This is a genomic window from Streptomyces sp. SPB162 (assembly GCF_029504575.1).
In the GTDB taxonomy this organism is placed as follows: Bacteria; Actinomycetota; Actinomycetes; order Streptomycetales; family Streptomycetaceae; genus Actinacidiphila.
In genome coordinates this window covers 1,216,233-1,231,733 of sequence record NZ_JAQFII010000001.1, presented here as the reverse complement: position 1 = coordinate 1,231,733, position 15,501 = coordinate 1,216,233, and the positions used below count along the sequence as shown (strand labels likewise).

Below are 15,501 nucleotides of genomic sequence, written 5' to 3'. Positions count from 1 at the left end.
CGAGGAGGCGGAGATGACGAACGCAACCAATGGCCAGGGACCGCTCGACGGAGCGGTCATCGCGGTGGCGGGGGCCGGCGGGCCGGCCGGCCGCGCCATGCTGCAGCGACTCGCGAAGGCCGGCGCCCATGTCGTCGCCGCCGACGCGAACCCCGAACGGCTCGCGCAGGCGGTCGACCAGGCCCGTTACGACGCCGGCGGCGCGGACATCACCGGCGAGATCGTGGACCTGCTCGACCCCGCCGCGACCCGCGACTGGGCGGCGCGGATCGAGAAGGACCACGGTCCGGTCGACGGCCTGGTCCACCTGGTCGGCGGCTGGCGCGGTTCCGCGTCGTTCACCGAGACCGACCTCGCCGACTGGGACTTCCTGCACCGGCTGCTGATCCGCACCGTCCAGCACACCTCGCTGGCGTTCCACGACCCGCTGCGGCGCAGCACGCGCGGCCGGTACGTCCTGGTCAGTGCCGCCGGCGCGAGCAGCCCGACGGCCGGCAACGCCGCCTACGCCGCGTCGAAGGCCGCCGCCGAGGCCTGGACGCTCGCGATGGGGGACTCCTTCCGCAAGCTGTCGGGCGCGGACCCGCTCACCACGGCGGCCAGCGTCGTCGTCATCAAGGCGCTGGTGCACGATGAGATGCGGGCGCAGCGCCCGAACGCCAAGTTCGCCGGCTTCACCGACGTGACGGACCTCGCCGAGGCCGTGACGGACATCTGGAACCGGCCCGCCGAGGAAGTGAACGGAACCCGACTGTGGCTGACGCCCCAACCGTGACCGAGCAGCTCGCCACCGACGCCGTCCGGCGCCACGACCCGGAGGTACGGGGTTTCGCCAGCGACAACTACGCCGGCGTGCATCCCGAGGTGCTCACCGCCCTCGCCCTCGCCAACGGCGGCCACCAGGTCGCGTACGGCGAGGACGACTACACCGTCCACCTGCAGGACGTCTTCCGCGGTCACTTCGGCCCGCGCGCGGAGGTCTTCCCGGTCTTCAACGGCACCGGCGCCAACGTCACGGCGCTGCAGGCCGTCACCGAGCGCTGGGGCGCGGTGATCTGCGCGGAGTCCGCGCACATCAACGTGGACGAGGGCGGAGCGCCGGAGCGCATGGGCGGCCTCAAGCTGCTGACCGTCCCGACGCCGGACGGCAAGCTCACCCCGGAACTGATCGACCTCCAGGCGTTCGGCTTCGAGGACGAGCACCGGGCGCAGCCGCAGGTCGTCTCGATCACCCAGACCACCGAGCTGGGCACCTGCTACACCCCCGACGAGATCCGGGCGATCTGCGACCACGCCCATCAGCACGGCATGGCCGTCCACCTGGACGGGGCGCGGATATCCAACGCCGCCGCGACGCTCGACGTGCCGCTCGCGGCGTTCACCACCGACGCCGGGGTCGACATCCTCTCCTTCGGCGGCACCAAGAACGGCCTGCTGATGGGGGAGTGCATCGTGGTGCTCACCCCCGAGCGGGTGCGCGCCATGAAGCACCTGCGCAAGCTGTCGATGCAGCTCGCCTCCAAGATGCGCTTCGTGTCCGTGCAGTTCGAGGCGCTGCTCGCCGGCGACCTGTGGCTGCGCGGCGCGCGGCACGCCAACGCGATGGCGCAGCGGCTGGAGGCCGCGGTGCGGGGGGTCGACGGGGTGACGATCGTCCGCCCGGTGCAGTCCAACGCCGTCTTCGCCATCCTGCCGCGCGAGGTCAGCGAGCGGCTGCAGAAGCGCTACCGCTTCTACTTCTGGGACGAGAACACCGGCGAGGTCCGCTGGATGTGCTCCTTCGACACCACGCCGGACGATGTCGACTCGTTCGCGGCGGCCGTCGCCGCGGAGCTGGCCGGACGGTAGACCGGCCCTGGCCGGGTCCCGACCGTCGGGACCCGGCCACGGCACGGAACCGGCCAACTTCCGCTGCTGTCGCAACCGTTGACTTCAATGCCGACGCGCGGGTATGACACGTACACATGCGCAGCGGCGCACGCCTCATCACCGGGAGTGGGGGGCTTCGATGGACGACGATCAACCCGCCTTCGGCGCCGGCCGGCGATCGGTGGCCGGGTCCACGGTGGTCGAGCTCTGGGGTGAACTGGACCTCCTCGCCTCGACGGGGCTCACCCCGTGCTTCGACGCCCTCGCCCGGGTCGCGGGCTCCGACTTCATCCTGGACCTGCGGGCCGTGACGTTCGTCGACTGCAGCGGCCTGTCGCTGCTCTGCCGGTTCCGGTCGCGGGCCATCGAGCGGGGCAGCGACGTCCGTATCGTCAGCGCCGATCCGTCCTTCGTGAGGCTGCTGCGGCTCACCCGGCTGGCGCGGGTCTTCGAGGTCCACGTCGACCTGGCGTCGGCGTTGACCCGGCACACGGGCGACTCGGGGCCGGGCGCGACGAAGGGCGCGATCGCCTGACGCTGAATATATATGCGCCAGGTCGTATTTCGATTGATCCATAGCGCGATCCTGCCTAGGGTTCCGGGCATGGAACTCCTCCAGGACACGCCCGGTCACGCGGCCTACCTCGCGGCCGACGACGTCATCGACCACCGCCACCCCCTGGTCCGCGAGACCGCGGAACGGCTGCGCGCCGGCGCCGACAGCCCCCACGACTACACGCGGGCGGCCTTCGAATTCGTCCGCGACACCATCCCGCACTCCGGCGACGCCGACGACCCCCGGGTGACCTGGCGCGCCTCGGACGTCCTGCGGCTGCGCACCGGTATCTGCCACGCCAAGTCCCACGCGCTCACCGCGCTGCTGCGGGCCGAGGGCATCCCCGCGGGGCTCTGCTACCAGCGGCTGGCCGACGAGGACGGTTCCGCGCCGATGCTGCACGGCCTCGTCGCCGTCCTGCTGCCCGGGAGCACACGCTGGGCGCGCCAGGACGCGCGGGGCAACAAGCCGGGTGTGGACGCGCACTTCTCGGTGGAGCGGGAACGGCTGGCCTGGCGGGTCCGCCCCGAGTTCGGCGAGGTCGACTACCCGGTGCTGTACGCGGCGCCGGCAAGGGCCGTGCTGGAATCACTGCGGCACGCCACGGACCGGCAGCACCTGTGGCGGCTGCTGCCCACCGCGCTGTGAACGCCGTCCCGTCAACGAACCAAGGTCTGCGATGCCCCCGATGAACACCGCCCAGCCCCTGAACATCACCGTGGCCCCCGAGGTGCACGACCTCGCACCCGGTTTCGTCCCCCTCGTCGTCGAGGCCCGCGGTCTCGCCAACGGGCCGAGCGACGACCGGAGCTCCGCGCTGCTCGACGACGCGGTACGCCGGCTCACCGGACGGCTGGCCCCCGCACGAGGACCCGCACATCGCGGCCTGGCGGGCGGCGTACACGGCCTTCGGCGCGAAGCCGTCCCGGACCCGCAACTCCGCCGAGGCGCTGGCCAGGCGCGCGGTCGCCGACGGCGGCCCTGCCGAGGATCAACCGCCTCGTGGACCTCTACAACGCCGTCAGCGTGGCCCACCTCGTCCCGGTCGGCGGCGAGGACACCGACCACATCCTGGGGTGCATGCGGCTGGTGCGGGCCGGCGGCGACGAGAGGTTCGAGACCGCGGCGGGTGGCGCGCCCGTCGTCGAGCACCCCGAGCCCGGCGAGGTCGTCTGGCAGGACGACGCCGGCATCACCTGCCGCCGCTGGAACTGGCGCCAGGGCGTCCGCACCCGGCTGACGGAGGACTCCGTCAACGCCGTCTTCCTGCTGGAGCGCCTCGCGCCGATGCCGCTCGACGAACTGCGCACCGCCGCCGACGAACTCGCCGACGGCCTGCGCCTGCTGAGTCCCGGGGCCCAGGTGACGGTCCGCGCGGCGGACTGAGCCCGGCCGGGCGCCCCGGGACGTGGGTCAGCGCTTGGCGGCCCGCTCGTCGCGGTCCGCGCGGTCCAGCTCGGCGGCCTCCTCCGGCGTGGGAGCCGTGCCGCCGAGGTGGCTGGGCAGCCACCAGCGGTCGTCGGGGCCGCTGGGCTTGCCCGGGTAGGCCCGCTGCGCGTCCTCCAACAGCTCCTGGACGCGCATCCGCAGCCGCCGGGTCAGCGCGCCCGGCTTCTCGCCCTCGTTCGCCCGCATCGGCTCGCCGACCCGCATGCTGATGGGGAACTTGTTGCGGCCCAGATGCCGCGGGTGCCCCTTGGTCCACAGCCGCTGGGTGCCCCACAGCGCCATCGGGAGCAGCGGGACGCCGGCTTCCTCGGCGAGCCGCGCCGCGCCCGACTTGAAGGACTTCAAGGTGAACGACTGCGAGATGGTGGCCTCGGGGAAGACGCCGATGATCTCTCCGGCCCGCAGCGCGTCCAGCGCGTGCGCGTACGCGTGCATGCCTTCCGAGCGGTCCACCGGAATGTGTTTCATGGCCCGCATCAGCGGACCGGACACCTTGTGCCGGAAGACCGATTCCTTCGCCATGAAGCGGACCAGCCGCTTGTTCGGCAGCGCCGTCAGACCGGCGAAGACGAAGTCCAGGTAACCGATGTGGTTGGAGACCAGGAGCGCTCCGCCCTTGCGCGGGACGTTCTCCGTGCCGCGGATGTCGAAGCGCAGTCCCTGCACGCGGAACATCGCGCGGGCCGCGCCGATGACCGGGGGATAGACGAGTTCAGCCATGTCCGGGTACCTGCTCTCTCCGGGGCCGGCTCTCCCGGCGGAAAAGTTACGCGTCCGTAGGTTCCGGTCGCTGATGGATCGTGCACCGACAACGTGCCCCGTGTCACCTTGCGTGCCCACGATCCCGCGAGATTCTCGTCACGTCACCGGGTCGCGCGCCGGAACAGCAGGTACATCTCGCATCCCAAGCAGTACCCGAAGGCCGCGTTGAGAAACGCCGCGGCCAGTGCGCAGCCGGTCGCCGCCATGGCCAGCCACAGCGGTCCCGCGAAGTAGCCGATCAGGCCGATGATCGCGAAGGCGAGTCCGACGGCCTGTGCGAAGCGCGGCGGCGCCGGGTCCTCGGTCTCCACCGTCGGGCCGAGCCGGGGGCGGACGAGGGTGGCGAAGAGCCAACCGTACGGGGAGCGCCGCACGCCGGCGGCGGCGCCGACCGCGAAGACCACCGCCTGCGCGGCCAGCAGCCGGCCGCTCCCCGTGACCAGGACGGCGGCCAGTACGACCGTGGTGAGGACGGCGCCGAAGCGCGGCCCCCGGACATCGAGGCCGGCGGGAGCGGCGTTCAAGGGGTTCGTGGCGTTCATGGAGCAGATGATTCCGGACCGGGGGGCGACCGGCCCCCCGGGAATCATTGCGGTCCCGTGAACGCTGCACCGCAGCAGGAGGAAAGATGACCGGATTGATGGTGTGCCTCGCCGTGCTCGCGGCGGCGAGCGCGTTCGGCCTGGTGCACCAGCGCCGGAACGGGAGGATTCGCGTGCGGACGAAGGACGGTCAGGAGCGGCTGACGGCCGACGAGATCGGCGGGCCGCTCGGCGCCCGCGCCACGCTGGTGCAGTTCTCCAGCTCCTTCTGCGCCCCGTGCCGGGCCACCCGGCGGACCCTCGGTGAGATCGCGGCCATGGTCGAAGGGGTGACCCACGTCGAGATCGACGCGGAGGCCCGGCTGGAACTCGTCCGCAGGCTGGCGATCCTCAAGACCCCGACGGTCCTCGTGCTCGACGCGGGCGGAACGGTGGTGCGCCGCGCGGCCGGCCAGCCGCGTAAGGCGGATGTGATCGCGGCACTGGGCGCGGCGGTATGAGGACCGGCCGCCGGGCCGGTGATCCGGACCGCGGACCCGGATAGGTGATCTTGTGACGGGGATCCCATATCGCGAACGGCTCTTGACGGGGCCCGCCCGTCATCGTCACTCTGACGTTATGTCGCGAGACCCCCTTCTTCACACGCGCGCGGATGTCGACTTCGGTCGCCATTCGAGTGCGCGCTGTCCGAGTTGTTGAGCGCCCCAGACGACCATTCGCCTCCGGCCCGACCGCTCCAGAAGGACAACTCCATGACTGCCCTGACCGACCTCGGCACGTACTCCGGCACCGCCGCCGGCTTCGACCCGGCCGTCTTCCGCTCGGTGTTCCGCCGCCACGCGGCCGGTGTCGCCGTGATCACCGCGCCCGGCGACCGGCCGGTGGGTTTCACGGCCACCTCGCTCACCTCCGTGTCGGCCGAACCGCCGCTGCTCTCGTTCGGCATCAGCACCGGATCCTCCAGTTGGCCCACGCTCTCCGAAGCACCCTTCGTCGGCGTCCACGTGCTCGCCGAGCACCAGGAACCGCTGGCCGCGACCTTCGCGCGCAGCGGCGCCGACCGCTTCGGACCGGCCACGGACTGGCACGAGGGGCCGCACGGCGTGCCCCTGCTCGGCGGGGTCTCCGCCTGGCTGGTCTGCCGTGTGCTGGCCCGCGTACCGGCGGGCGACCACCGCATCGTGGTGGCACAGGCCGTCGCGGGCGACCCGACGGGACCCGGCGGCCCGCTCCTCTACCATCAGGGCGGCTTCAACGGGCTGCGCGACTGAGCCGTTCCTGGCCTCCGGGTCGTCAACGTCACAGTTCATCCCCCTTGCCTGCGGGGCACCAGCTGGGTGTACTGACGAGTAACCTTCTGCTGGAACGCTGGCGCGTGCCGGTGGGGGGACGCCCCGCCAAGACGCCTATGCTGCCTGCAAGGGCAGTTGACGAGACTAAGCAGTAGGAGAGCAGGCGTGAGCTTGAGGATCGTTGTCTGTGTGAAGTACGTGCCCGACGCCACGGGCGACCGTCACTTCGCCGAGGACCTGACCACTGACCGCGACGCCGTCGACGGTCTGCTGTCCGAGCTCGACGAGTACGCGGTCGAGCAAGCGCTGCAGATCGCCGACGCCGCCGACGATGCCGAGATCACGGTGCTTACCGTCGGTCCCGAGGACGCCAAGGACGCGCTGCGCAAGGCGCTGTCGATGGGCGCCCACAAGGCCATCCACGTGGAGGACGACGCACTGCACGGCACCGACGTGTTCGGTACCTCGCTGGTGCTCGCCAAGGCCGTGGAGCACGCCGGGTTCGACCTGGTCGTGTGCGGCATGGCCTCCACCGACGGCACCATGGGCGTCCTGCCGGCGATCCTCGCGGAGCGCCTCGGCGTCCCGCAGGTGACCCTGCTGTCCGAGGTGTCGGTCGCCGACGGCAAGGTGACCGGCCGCCGTGACGGCGACGCGGCGAGCGAGCAGCTCGAGGCGTCCCTCCCCGCCCTGATCTCCGTGACCGACCAGTCGGGCGAGGCCCGCTACCCGTCGTTCAAGGGCATCATGGCCGCCAAGAAGAAGCCGGTGGAGTCCCTGGACCTGTCCGACCTGGACATCGACGAGGCCACCGTCGGCCTCGCCGGCGCCTGGTCCGCGGTGGACGAGGCCACGCAGCGTCCGGCACGCACCGCCGGCACGATCGTCAAGGACGAGGGCGAGGGCGGCAAGCAGCTTGCCGAGTTCCTGGCCGGCCAGAAGTTCATCTGAGCCGCGAGCCCCGCTGCCCCCCGACCTCTAGTTCTCGCAGGAGACCATTCCCATGGGTGAAGTCCTCGTCCTCGTCGACCACGTGGACGGTGCCGTCCGCAAGCCGACCCTCGAACTGCTGACGCTGGCCCGCCGGATCGGCGACCCCGTCGCCGTCTTCCTCGGCACCGGCGTCGACACCGCCGCCCCCGTGCTCGCCGAGTACGGCGCGGTCAAGGTGCTGGCCGCCGACGCGGCCGAGTTCGCCGACTACCTCGTCGTGCCGAAGGTGGACGCGCTGCAGGCCGCCGCCGCGTCCGTGCAGCCGGTCGCCGTCTTGGTGCCGTCCTCCGCGGAGGGCAAGGAGGTCGCGGCCCGCCTCGCGCTGCGCCTCAACTCCGGCATCATCACCGACGCCACCGACGTCGAGCCCGGCGACGACGGCCCGGTCGCCACGCAGGCGGTGTTCGCCGCGTCGTTCACCACCAAGTCGCGCATCACCACCGGCGTGCCGGTCATCACCGTCAAGCCGAACTCCGCCGCCCCGGAGGCCGCCCCGGCCGCCGGCACGGTCGAGCAGCTCGCCGTCTCCTTCGGCGAGCTGGCCACGGGCACCAAGGTGCTCACGCGCACTCCGCGGGAGTCCACCGGCCGCCCGGAACTGACCGAGGCCGCGATCGTGGTCTCGGGTGGACGCGGTGTCAACGGCGCCGAGAACTTCCACATCATCGAGGCGCTCGCCGACTCGCTCGGTGCGGCCGTCGGCGCGTCCCGCGCCGCGGTGGACGCCGGCTGGTACCCGCACACCAACCAGGTCGGTCAGACCGGCAAGTCGGTCTCGCCGCAGCTCTACGTCGCCAACGGCATCTCCGGCGCCATCCAGCACCGGGCCGGCATGCAGACCTCGAAGACGATCGTGGCGGTCAACAAGGACGCCGAGGCGCCGATCTTCGACCTGGTCGACTACGGCGTGGTCGGCGACCTGTTCCAGGTCGTCCCGCAGCTGACCGAGGTGATCACCGCCCGCAAGGGCTGATCCGCGGAGCGTTTTCGACGGCCCCCGCACGCCTGGCGCGTGCGGGGGCCGTCGTGCGTCCGGCCGAACCCCGTCGGGTGGGGGTTGACCTGGTCCGACGGCGCGGATAGCTTCCCTTCAACGATTTGTTGAAGTTCGGAGGCTGGCACATGGCGCAGGGTGAGACGGTCCGCACGACGTTGGCGGACGCCGTACGGGAGGGCGTCGGCGCCTCGCTCGCCGCGACCGACGCGGAGCTGGCCCGCCGCTACCCCGGGGACCCGGGCACCCGGCAACCGGTGCACACCGTCTACGTCCCCGCCGACGCCTTCACCGCCGCCACCGCGGGCGACTGGGGGCGGCAGGCGCTGGCCGCGCTCGACGAGCACGCCCCGGATGCGAACGCGTTCGCGCGGGTGCTGGGCCTGAGCGACGACCTCGCCGGGCCGGTCCACGACCGGGTGCGCGCCAAGCTGGAGCGCGAGCCCGTGGAAGACCTCCGGATCGACTTCGAGGACGGCTACGGGCAGCGCCCGGACGCCGAGGAGGACGCGGCGGCCGTGGCGGCCGCCCGGATCGTCGCCGCCGCCGTCGAGGACGGTTCCGCGCCGCCGTACATCGGCATCCGCATGAAGTGCATGGAGGCGGCGGTCCGCGACCGCGGCATCCGCACCCTGGACCTCTTCCTCAGCACCCTGATGGCATCCGGCGGCCTGCCGGACGGTCTGGTGCTGACGCTGCCGAAGGTGACGTTCCCACAGCAGGTCGCCGCGATGGTCCGGCTCTGCGAGGCGTTCGAGACGGCGCACGGCCTGACGCCCGGCCGCATCGGCTTCGAGATCCAGATCGAGACGACCCAGTCGATCCTGGGCCCCGACGGAACCGCCACCGTGCCCCGCCTCATCGAAGCCGCCGGGGGTCGCGCCACCGGACTGCACTACGGCACCTTCGACTACAGCGCCTCCTGCGGGGTCAGCGCCGCCTACCAGTCGATGGACCACCCGGTCGCCGACTACGCCAAGGCCGTCATGCAGGTCGCGGCGGCGGGCACCGGCGTCCGGCTCTCCGACGGCTCCACGAACGTGCTGCCGGTCGGACCCACCGCCCAGGTGCACGACGCCTGGCGGCTGCACCACGGGCTGGTCCGCCGCTCACTCGCCCGCGCCTACTACCAGGGCTGGGACATGCACCCCGGCCACCTGCCCACCCGCTACGCCGCCGTCTACGCGTTCTACCGTGAGGGTCTGGACACCGCCGCGGCCCGGCTCGCGGCGTACGTGGCGAAGACGGGCGGCGACGTGATGGACGAGCCCGCCACCGCCAAGGCGCTCAGCGGCTACCTCCTGCGCGGCCTGGACTGCGGTGCCGTCGACCTCGAGGAGGTCACCGCCCGCACCGCGCTCGGCCGCGCGGAGCTGGACGCCCTGGCCGGCCGCTGAACCCGGTCGGGGCGCGGCTCCGTGATCACGGCGCCGGCGGGATCTCGCCCGAGCCGCGCACGATCAGCCGGGCGGGCAGCTCGATCCGGCGCGGCTCGTCCGATCCGCCGTCCAGCCGGCGGAAGAGCAGCTTGGCCGCCGCCCGCCCGAGACCGACTGCGTCCTGCGCGATCACGGTGATCGCCGGGCGCAGCAGGTCGGCGAGTTCGAAGTCGTCGAAGCCCACGAGGGCGACCGGCCGCACCTCGCCGGCGAGTATCCGCACCGCGGTGACGGTGACCCGGTTGTTGCCCGCGAACAGGGCCGTGACCGGTTCCGGTCCCGACAGCATCGCCGTCAGCGCGGCGCGGACCCGGTCGGGCGCGGTGGGGCCCATCGAGACCCACTCCTCGTTCACCGGCAGCCCCGCGGCGGCCATCGCCTCGCGGTAGCCGCGCAGCCGCTCGGTCGCGGTGTGGATCCGCGGCTGGTCGCCGATGAAGCCGATCCGGCGGTGGCCGTGCGCGATCAGGTGGGCGACGCCCTCGCGGGTGCCGCCCGCGCTGTCGGTCAGGACGACGTCGGCGTCGATGCGGCCGGCCGGCCGGTCGACGAAGACGGTCGCGACGCCGGCGTCGATCTCCGGTTCCAGATAGCGGTGGTCGTCGCTGGCGGGCACCACGACCAGGCCGTCCACCCGGCGGGCGCAGAACGCGAGGACCAGTTCCTGCTCGCGTGCGGCGTTCTCGGCGCTGGAGCCGGTGAACAGCAGTGTCGAGTGCGCGCGGGCGACCTCTTCGACGGCCCGGCTCAGCGGCGAGTAGAAGGGATCGGCGAGGTCCTCCAGCACCAGCCCTATGCTGGCGGTCCGGCCGGTGCGCAGCAGTCGCGCGCTGTCGTTGCGCCGGAAACCGAGGGCATCGATCGCCTCCCGTACCCGCTGGATGGTGTCCGGGGTGACGCCCGGTTCCTCGTTGACCACCCGGGAGACCGTCTTGAGCCCGACTCCGGCCCGCGCCGCGACGTCCTTCATGGTGGGGCGGGGGGCATGCCCCGGGGTGTGGGTCACGGTCGCCATATTCCTTGCCGCAATGAATGGACAACGTTGTCAGCGGAAGAAACACTACTCCTAACCCCGCGCCACGTGCGGGTATCCGGACAATGAGCCGGATCAATGAGAGGGAGAACGGAACCCGATGCACACCGACCGCGCCGCAGGCTCGCTGATCGCCGCACTGGACATCGGCGGAACGAAGATCGCCGGCGCTCTGGTCGACGCGAGCGGCCGGCTGCTCGTGCGCGCGCTGCGTCCGACCCCCGCCCAGCAGGACGGTGAAACGGTGATGCGCGCCGTCGGTGAGGTCCTCGGTGAGTTGCGCCAGGACGCCGAATGGCGGCGGGTGGTGGCCGTCGGCATCGGCAGCGCGGGACCGGTGGACGCCTCACGGGGGACGGTCAGCCCGGTGAACGTCCCCGGCTGGCGGGACTTCCCGCTGGTCGAGCGGGTGGCGCGGACGGCGGACGGGCTTCCGGTCGTCCTGACGGGCGACGGCGTCGCGATGACCGCGGCCGAGCACTGGCTGGGCGCGGCCCGCGGTTACGACGACGCGCTGTGCATGGTCGTCTCCACCGGCGTCGGCGGCGGGCTCGTGCTGGGCGGCACGCTGCTGCCGGGTCCCACGGGGAACGCCGGCCACATCGGCCACATCAGCGTCGACCTCGACGGCGATCCCTGCCCGTGCGGATCGCGCGGCTGTGTGGAGCGGCTGGCCAGCGGACCGAACATCGTCCGCCGCGCCCTGGAGAACGGCTGGCTGCCGGCGGACGGCGCCGAGCCGACCGCGGCGGCCGTGGCGCAGTCCGCGCGCGCCGGCCACCCGGTCGCCCTGGCCTCCTTCGATCGGGCCGCCCAGGCGCTGGCCGCCGGGATCGCCGCCACCGCGACGCTGGCCGAGGTGCGGGTCGTGGTGATCGGCGGCGGGGTGGCGGGCGCGGGGGACGTGCTCTTCGGCCCGCTGCGCGCGCATCTGGCGCGCTACGCGACGCTGTCGTTCACCGCCGGGATCGAGGTGGTGCCGGCGCTGCTGGGCACCGACGCGGGCCTGGTCGGCGCCGCGGCCGCCGCCGCCCAGGCCCTGGGACTGACGGAGTTCTCCGCGGAGTTCGCCCTCGAGTCCTGACCAGCGCTCCGACGACTGGCCGCGCGCCGCGCTGCCGATCGTCGGAGCGTGCAGCCCCCATGGGAATCACTCTGCGTTGCCCCGCCGAGGGCGACGGTCGTTTTCGTTAGAAGCTGTTGAAGCTTGTTGCGAGCGATCCGGTAACTGTTGTTCGTTATCGCGTCAGAACCCTTGACATGGCCCCCGCCTGGCGATGAGATCGCACCGCTTGCGTTCGGTTGTGTTCAGTTCCACCCTTGAGGAGGGGGACATGGCGCAGTCATCGTTCGGAGAACGGCCCATCGTCAGGGAAGCGGTCGGACATCGGATCTCCCGCCGAAGTCTGCTGCGAGGTGCGGCGATCAGTGCGGGAGCGGTGACCCTTCCCTCGCTGCTCGCCGCCTGCAGCAGTGGTCCCTCCGGGGACAGCAAAACGGTCACTCTCGGTTCCAACGCGTCGGATGCCGTGCCGAAAGCGGCGTTCCAGTCGGCGTTCGACGCCTACCAGAAACAGTCGGGCAAGACGGTGAAGGTCAACACCGTCGACCACAACACCTTTCAGGAGAACATCAACCGCTATCTGCAGGGCAGCCCGGACGACGTCTTCATGTGGTTCGCCGGCAACCGGATGCAGTTCTTCGCGGAGAAGGGGCTGCTGACCGACATCAGTGACCTGTGGTCGGGGTTCAAGGGCTTCTCCGACGCCCTCAAGGCCCAGTCCACCGGCCATGACGGCAAGCAGTACTTCGTGCCGTACTACTACTACCCCTGGGCCGTCTTCCACCGGAAGAGCCTCTTCCAGCAGCACGGCTACGAGGCGCCGAAGACGTTCGACCAGTACACCGCGCTCGCCAAGCAGATGCAGAAGGACGGGCTGACCCCGATCGCCTTCGGCGACAAGGACGGCTGGCCCGCCATGGGCACGTTCGACTACATCAACATGCGGGCCAACGGCTACGACTTCCACGCCTCGCTCATGGCGGGCAAGGAGTCCTGGACCGACCCCAAGGTCAAGCACGTCTTCGACCTGTGGCGCAGCCTGATGCCCTACCACCAGAAGGGCGCCAACGGGCGGACCTGGGAGGAGGCGGGGCAGAGCCTGCAGCAGCGCAAGACCGGCATGGCGGTCTTCGGTCTGCCGCACCCCGGCACCCAGTTCCCCGAGGCCGAACACGCGGACCTGGACTTCTTCCCCTTCCCGGAGATCGACCCGGCGCACGGCCAGGACTCCGTGGAAGCACCCATCGACGGCTTCCTGATGGCGAAGAAGGCCAAGAACAAGGACGCGGCGCGGGACTTCCTGAAGTACCTGGCCACGCCGGCCGCCGAGGACTCCTACCTCGCCGGCGACCCGAACAACGTCGGTGTCAACTCAGCGGCCTCCACCGCCAAATACACTGAGCTGCAGAAGAAGTCGGCGGCCCTGGTCGCCGGAGCCAAGCACATCTCCCAGTTCCTGGACCGCGACACCCGCCCGGACTTCGCATCGACCGTCGTCATCCCGGCGCTGCAGACGTTCATCAACAAGCCGGACGACGTCGACGGGCTGGTCAACAGCATCGAGAGGCAGAAGAAGTCCATCTTCGCCGCGGACTAGGAGTACAGGCTGTGCCGCAGATCATCACGCGGCGCGCCGGACGGCGGGGCGCGCGGAGGTTCACCCCTCGCGACCTCGCCGTCCTCGGTGTGCTGCTCGGTATCCCCGTCCTGCTGGAGATCGGCCTCATCTGGGGCCCCACCCTCGCGTCCATCGGGCTGTCGTTCACCAGTTGGGACGGTGTCGGCAGCATCCACTGGGTCGGCACCCGCAACTACCACGACCTGTTCACGAACTATCCGCCGTTCTGGCGGGCGGCCCGCAACAACCTGCTCTGGCTGGGGTTCCTGGGGCTGGTCGCCACCCCGTTCGGGCTCCTGCTCGCGGTGATGCTGGACAAGAACATCCGCTTCAGCCGCTTCTACCAGAGCACCCTGTACATGCCGGTGGTGCTCTCGCTGGCGGTGGTGGGCTTCATCGCGCAGCTGGTCTTCTCCCGTGACCAGGGCGCCCTGAACGCCGTCCTGGCGAACACCGACGACCCGACCGACTGGCTGGGCGATCCTTCGCTGAACATCTGGGCGATCCTGCTCGCGGCGGCCTGGCGGCACACCGGCTACGTGATGATCCTCTTCCTGGCTGGGCTGAAGTCCGTGGACCCGGCCCTCAAGGAGGCCGCGGCCATCGACGGGGCGAGCGAGGTGCAGGCGTTCTTCCGGGTCGTGCTGCCCACCCTCCGGCCGGTGAACGTCATCGTCGCGGTGATCACCGTCATCGAGGCGCTCCGGGCGTTCGACATCGTCTACGCCGTCAACCACGGGCGCAACGGGCTCGAACTGCTCAGTGTGCTGGTCACGGACAACATCATCGGCGAGGCCAGCAGGATCGGTTTCGGCTCGGCGATCGCGGTGGTGCTGCTCACCATCTCGCTGGGATTCATCGTGACGTACCTGGTCCAGGAGATGCGCGAGGAGAAGAAGTCATGACGTCCGCCGTTGCCGCCCGGCCCTCCCGGCACGCCCGGGCCACCACCGACGAGCCGCGGGGACGGCGGCGGGTGCGCCCCGCGCGCCTGGGGCTCCACGCGTTCCTGGGGGTCGTGTCGCTGGCCTTCCTCGCCCCGCTGCTGCTCGCCGTCTACGCCTCGCTGCGGCCCTACCAGGAGACCGCGAAGTACGGGTACTTCTCCCTCCCGCGGCATCTGTCGTTCGACTACTACAAGCAGGCTTTCACCGAAGGGGAGATGAGCAAGTACTTCGTCAACTCCCTGATCATCGCGGTGCCGGCGCTGCTGCTGACGCTGTTCTTCGCGTCGTTCGTCGCCTTCTCGGTGTCGCGGATCCAGCTCAGGGGCCGGGTCTTCCTGCTGGTGATGTTCACGGCGGGCAACCTGCTGCCCCAGCAGGTGATAGTGACCCCGCTGTACGCGCTGTTCAACCGGGTTCCGCTGCCGTACTGGATGTCCGACTCGATGACGATGTACGACTCCTACTGGGCCGTCGTCGCCGTCCAGGTGGCCTTTCAGACCGGGTTCTGCGTATTCGTTCTCGCCAATTTCATGCGCACCCTGCCCATGGAGATCATCGAGGCGGCCATCGTCGACGGCGCGGGCGTGTGGACGCAGTACTGGCGCATCACGCTGCCGCTGTGCCGGCCGGCGCTCGCCGCGCTCGCCACGCTGCAGTTCACCTGGATGTACAACGACTTCCTGTGGGCGCTGGTCTTCATGTCCTCCGGCGACAAACTGCCGATCACCTCGGCGCTCAACAACCTGCGCGGACAGTTCTTCACCGACTACAACCTGCTGGCGGCCGGTTCGGTCCTGGTCGCGCTGCCCACGATCCTGGTCTTCATGATCCTTCAGCGGCAGTTCATCGCGGGCCTCACCCTCGGCGCGAGCAAGGGATGACGCGCGTGGGGTGTGAGGGCCGGAAGGGGGTGGAAGGGGCCTGCCGGGAGCCGGTGCGGGCTG

16 protein-coding genes and 1 pseudogene are annotated in these 15,501 nt (G+C 71.0%); 14 read left to right on the top strand and 3 right to left on the bottom strand.

What is annotated here, in order from left to right:
* Positions 1–13 precede the first annotated feature (13 nt).
* The 5 genes and pseudogenes from M2266_RS05680 to M2266_RS05660 all read left to right on the top strand — a co-directional run bounded on the left by M2266_RS05680 (position 14) and on the right by M2266_RS05660 (position 3,811).
* Positions 14–775 (top strand): SDR family NAD(P)-dependent oxidoreductase, encoded by a 762-nt coding sequence (locus M2266_RS05680; RefSeq protein WP_277437143.1) that lies wholly within the window; start codon positions 14–16, stop codon positions 773–775.
* Positions 754–1,848 (top strand): low specificity L-threonine aldolase, encoded by a 1,095-nt coding sequence (locus M2266_RS05675; RefSeq protein WP_277437142.1) that lies wholly within the window; start codon positions 754–756, stop codon positions 1,846–1,848. Before M2266_RS05680 ends, M2266_RS05675 begins: the two co-directional genes overlap by 22 nt.
* A 160-nt stretch (positions 1,849–2,008) precedes the next feature.
* Positions 2,009–2,404 (top strand): STAS domain-containing protein, encoded by a 396-nt coding sequence (locus tag M2266_RS05670; protein WP_277437141.1) that lies wholly within the window; start codon positions 2,009–2,011, stop codon positions 2,402–2,404.
* 69 nt (positions 2,405–2,473) lie between these two features.
* Entirely contained in the window at positions 2,474–3,073 is a 600-nt protein-coding gene (locus M2266_RS05665) for a transglutaminase family protein (protein ID WP_277437140.1), read from the top strand.
* 40 nt (positions 3,074–3,113) lie between these two features.
* Positions 3,114–3,811: pseudogene (locus tag M2266_RS05660) on the top strand (phenylalanine--tRNA ligase beta subunit-related protein).
* A 27-nt stretch (positions 3,812–3,838) separates the two neighbouring features.
* Here M2266_RS05660 and M2266_RS05655 read toward each other — a convergent pair.
* Together M2266_RS05655 and M2266_RS05650 are read right to left on the bottom strand one after the other, a co-directional pair.
* Positions 3,839–4,594: a lysophospholipid acyltransferase family protein gene (locus M2266_RS05655; protein WP_277437139.1), complete on the bottom strand. Its 756-nt coding sequence runs from the start codon at positions 4,592–4,594 to the stop codon at positions 3,839–3,841.
* A 143-nt stretch (positions 4,595–4,737) separates the two neighbouring features.
* Positions 4,738–5,178, bottom strand: a complete 441-nt coding sequence (locus M2266_RS05650) for a DUF4395 domain-containing protein (RefSeq protein WP_277437138.1) — start codon at positions 5,176–5,178, stop codon at positions 4,738–4,740.
* 86 nt (positions 5,179–5,264) lie between these two features.
* Between M2266_RS05650 and M2266_RS05645 the strand changes: the two genes are divergently transcribed.
* From M2266_RS05645 to M2266_RS05625, 5 genes are all read left to right on the top strand, one after another.
* A complete protein-coding gene (locus tag M2266_RS05645; RefSeq protein WP_277437137.1) occupies positions 5,265–5,678 on the top strand; it encodes a thioredoxin family protein in 414 nt (137 codons plus the stop codon).
* Positions 5,679–5,930: 252 nt separating this feature from the next.
* Entirely contained in the window at positions 5,931–6,449 is a 519-nt protein-coding gene (locus tag M2266_RS05640; protein ID WP_277437136.1) for a flavin reductase family protein, read from the top strand.
* Between the two features lie 186 nt (positions 6,450–6,635).
* Entirely contained in the window at positions 6,636–7,421 is a 786-nt protein-coding gene (locus tag M2266_RS05635) for an electron transfer flavoprotein subunit beta/FixA family protein (RefSeq protein WP_277437135.1), read from the top strand.
* A 52-nt stretch (positions 7,422–7,473) separates the two neighbouring features.
* Positions 7,474–8,436: an electron transfer flavoprotein subunit alpha/FixB family protein gene (locus M2266_RS05630; RefSeq protein WP_277437134.1), complete on the top strand. Its 963-nt coding sequence runs from the start codon at positions 7,474–7,476 to the stop codon at positions 8,434–8,436.
* 149 nt (positions 8,437–8,585) lie between these two features.
* The gene (locus tag M2266_RS05625; RefSeq protein ID WP_277437133.1) at positions 8,586–9,854 is read left to right on the top strand and encodes an aldolase/citrate lyase family protein; all 1,269 of its coding nucleotides are present in this window, start codon (positions 8,586–8,588) and stop codon (positions 9,852–9,854) included.
* A gap of 25 nt (positions 9,855–9,879) precedes the next feature.
* Here M2266_RS05625 and M2266_RS05620 read toward each other — a convergent pair whose 3' ends face one another.
* A complete protein-coding gene (locus M2266_RS05620) occupies positions 9,880–10,866 on the bottom strand; it encodes a LacI family DNA-binding transcriptional regulator (RefSeq protein ID WP_277441077.1) in 987 nt (328 codons plus the stop codon).
* 163 nt (positions 10,867–11,029) lie between these two features.
* Between M2266_RS05620 and M2266_RS05615 the strand changes: the two genes are divergently transcribed.
* The 4 genes from M2266_RS05615 to M2266_RS05600 all read left to right on the top strand — a co-directional run bounded on the left by M2266_RS05615 (position 11,030) and on the right by M2266_RS05600 (position 15,438).
* The gene (locus tag M2266_RS05615) at positions 11,030–12,013 is read left to right on the top strand and encodes an ROK family protein (RefSeq protein WP_277437132.1); all 984 of its coding nucleotides are present in this window, start codon (positions 11,030–11,032) and stop codon (positions 12,011–12,013) included.
* Positions 12,014–12,320: 307 nt separating this feature from the next.
* Entirely contained in the window at positions 12,321–13,589 is a 1,269-nt protein-coding gene (locus tag M2266_RS05610; RefSeq protein WP_277441076.1) for an ABC transporter substrate-binding protein, read from the top strand.
* 11 nt (positions 13,590–13,600) lie between these two features.
* Entirely contained in the window at positions 13,601–14,515 is a 915-nt protein-coding gene (locus M2266_RS05605) for a sugar ABC transporter permease (RefSeq protein WP_277437131.1), read from the top strand.
* Complete coding sequence (locus M2266_RS05600; RefSeq protein ID WP_277437130.1) at positions 14,512–15,438, top strand: carbohydrate ABC transporter permease; 927 nt, start codon at positions 14,512–14,514, stop codon at positions 15,436–15,438. Before M2266_RS05605 ends, M2266_RS05600 begins: the two co-directional genes overlap by 4 nt.
* Positions 15,439–15,501 lie beyond the last annotated feature (63 nt).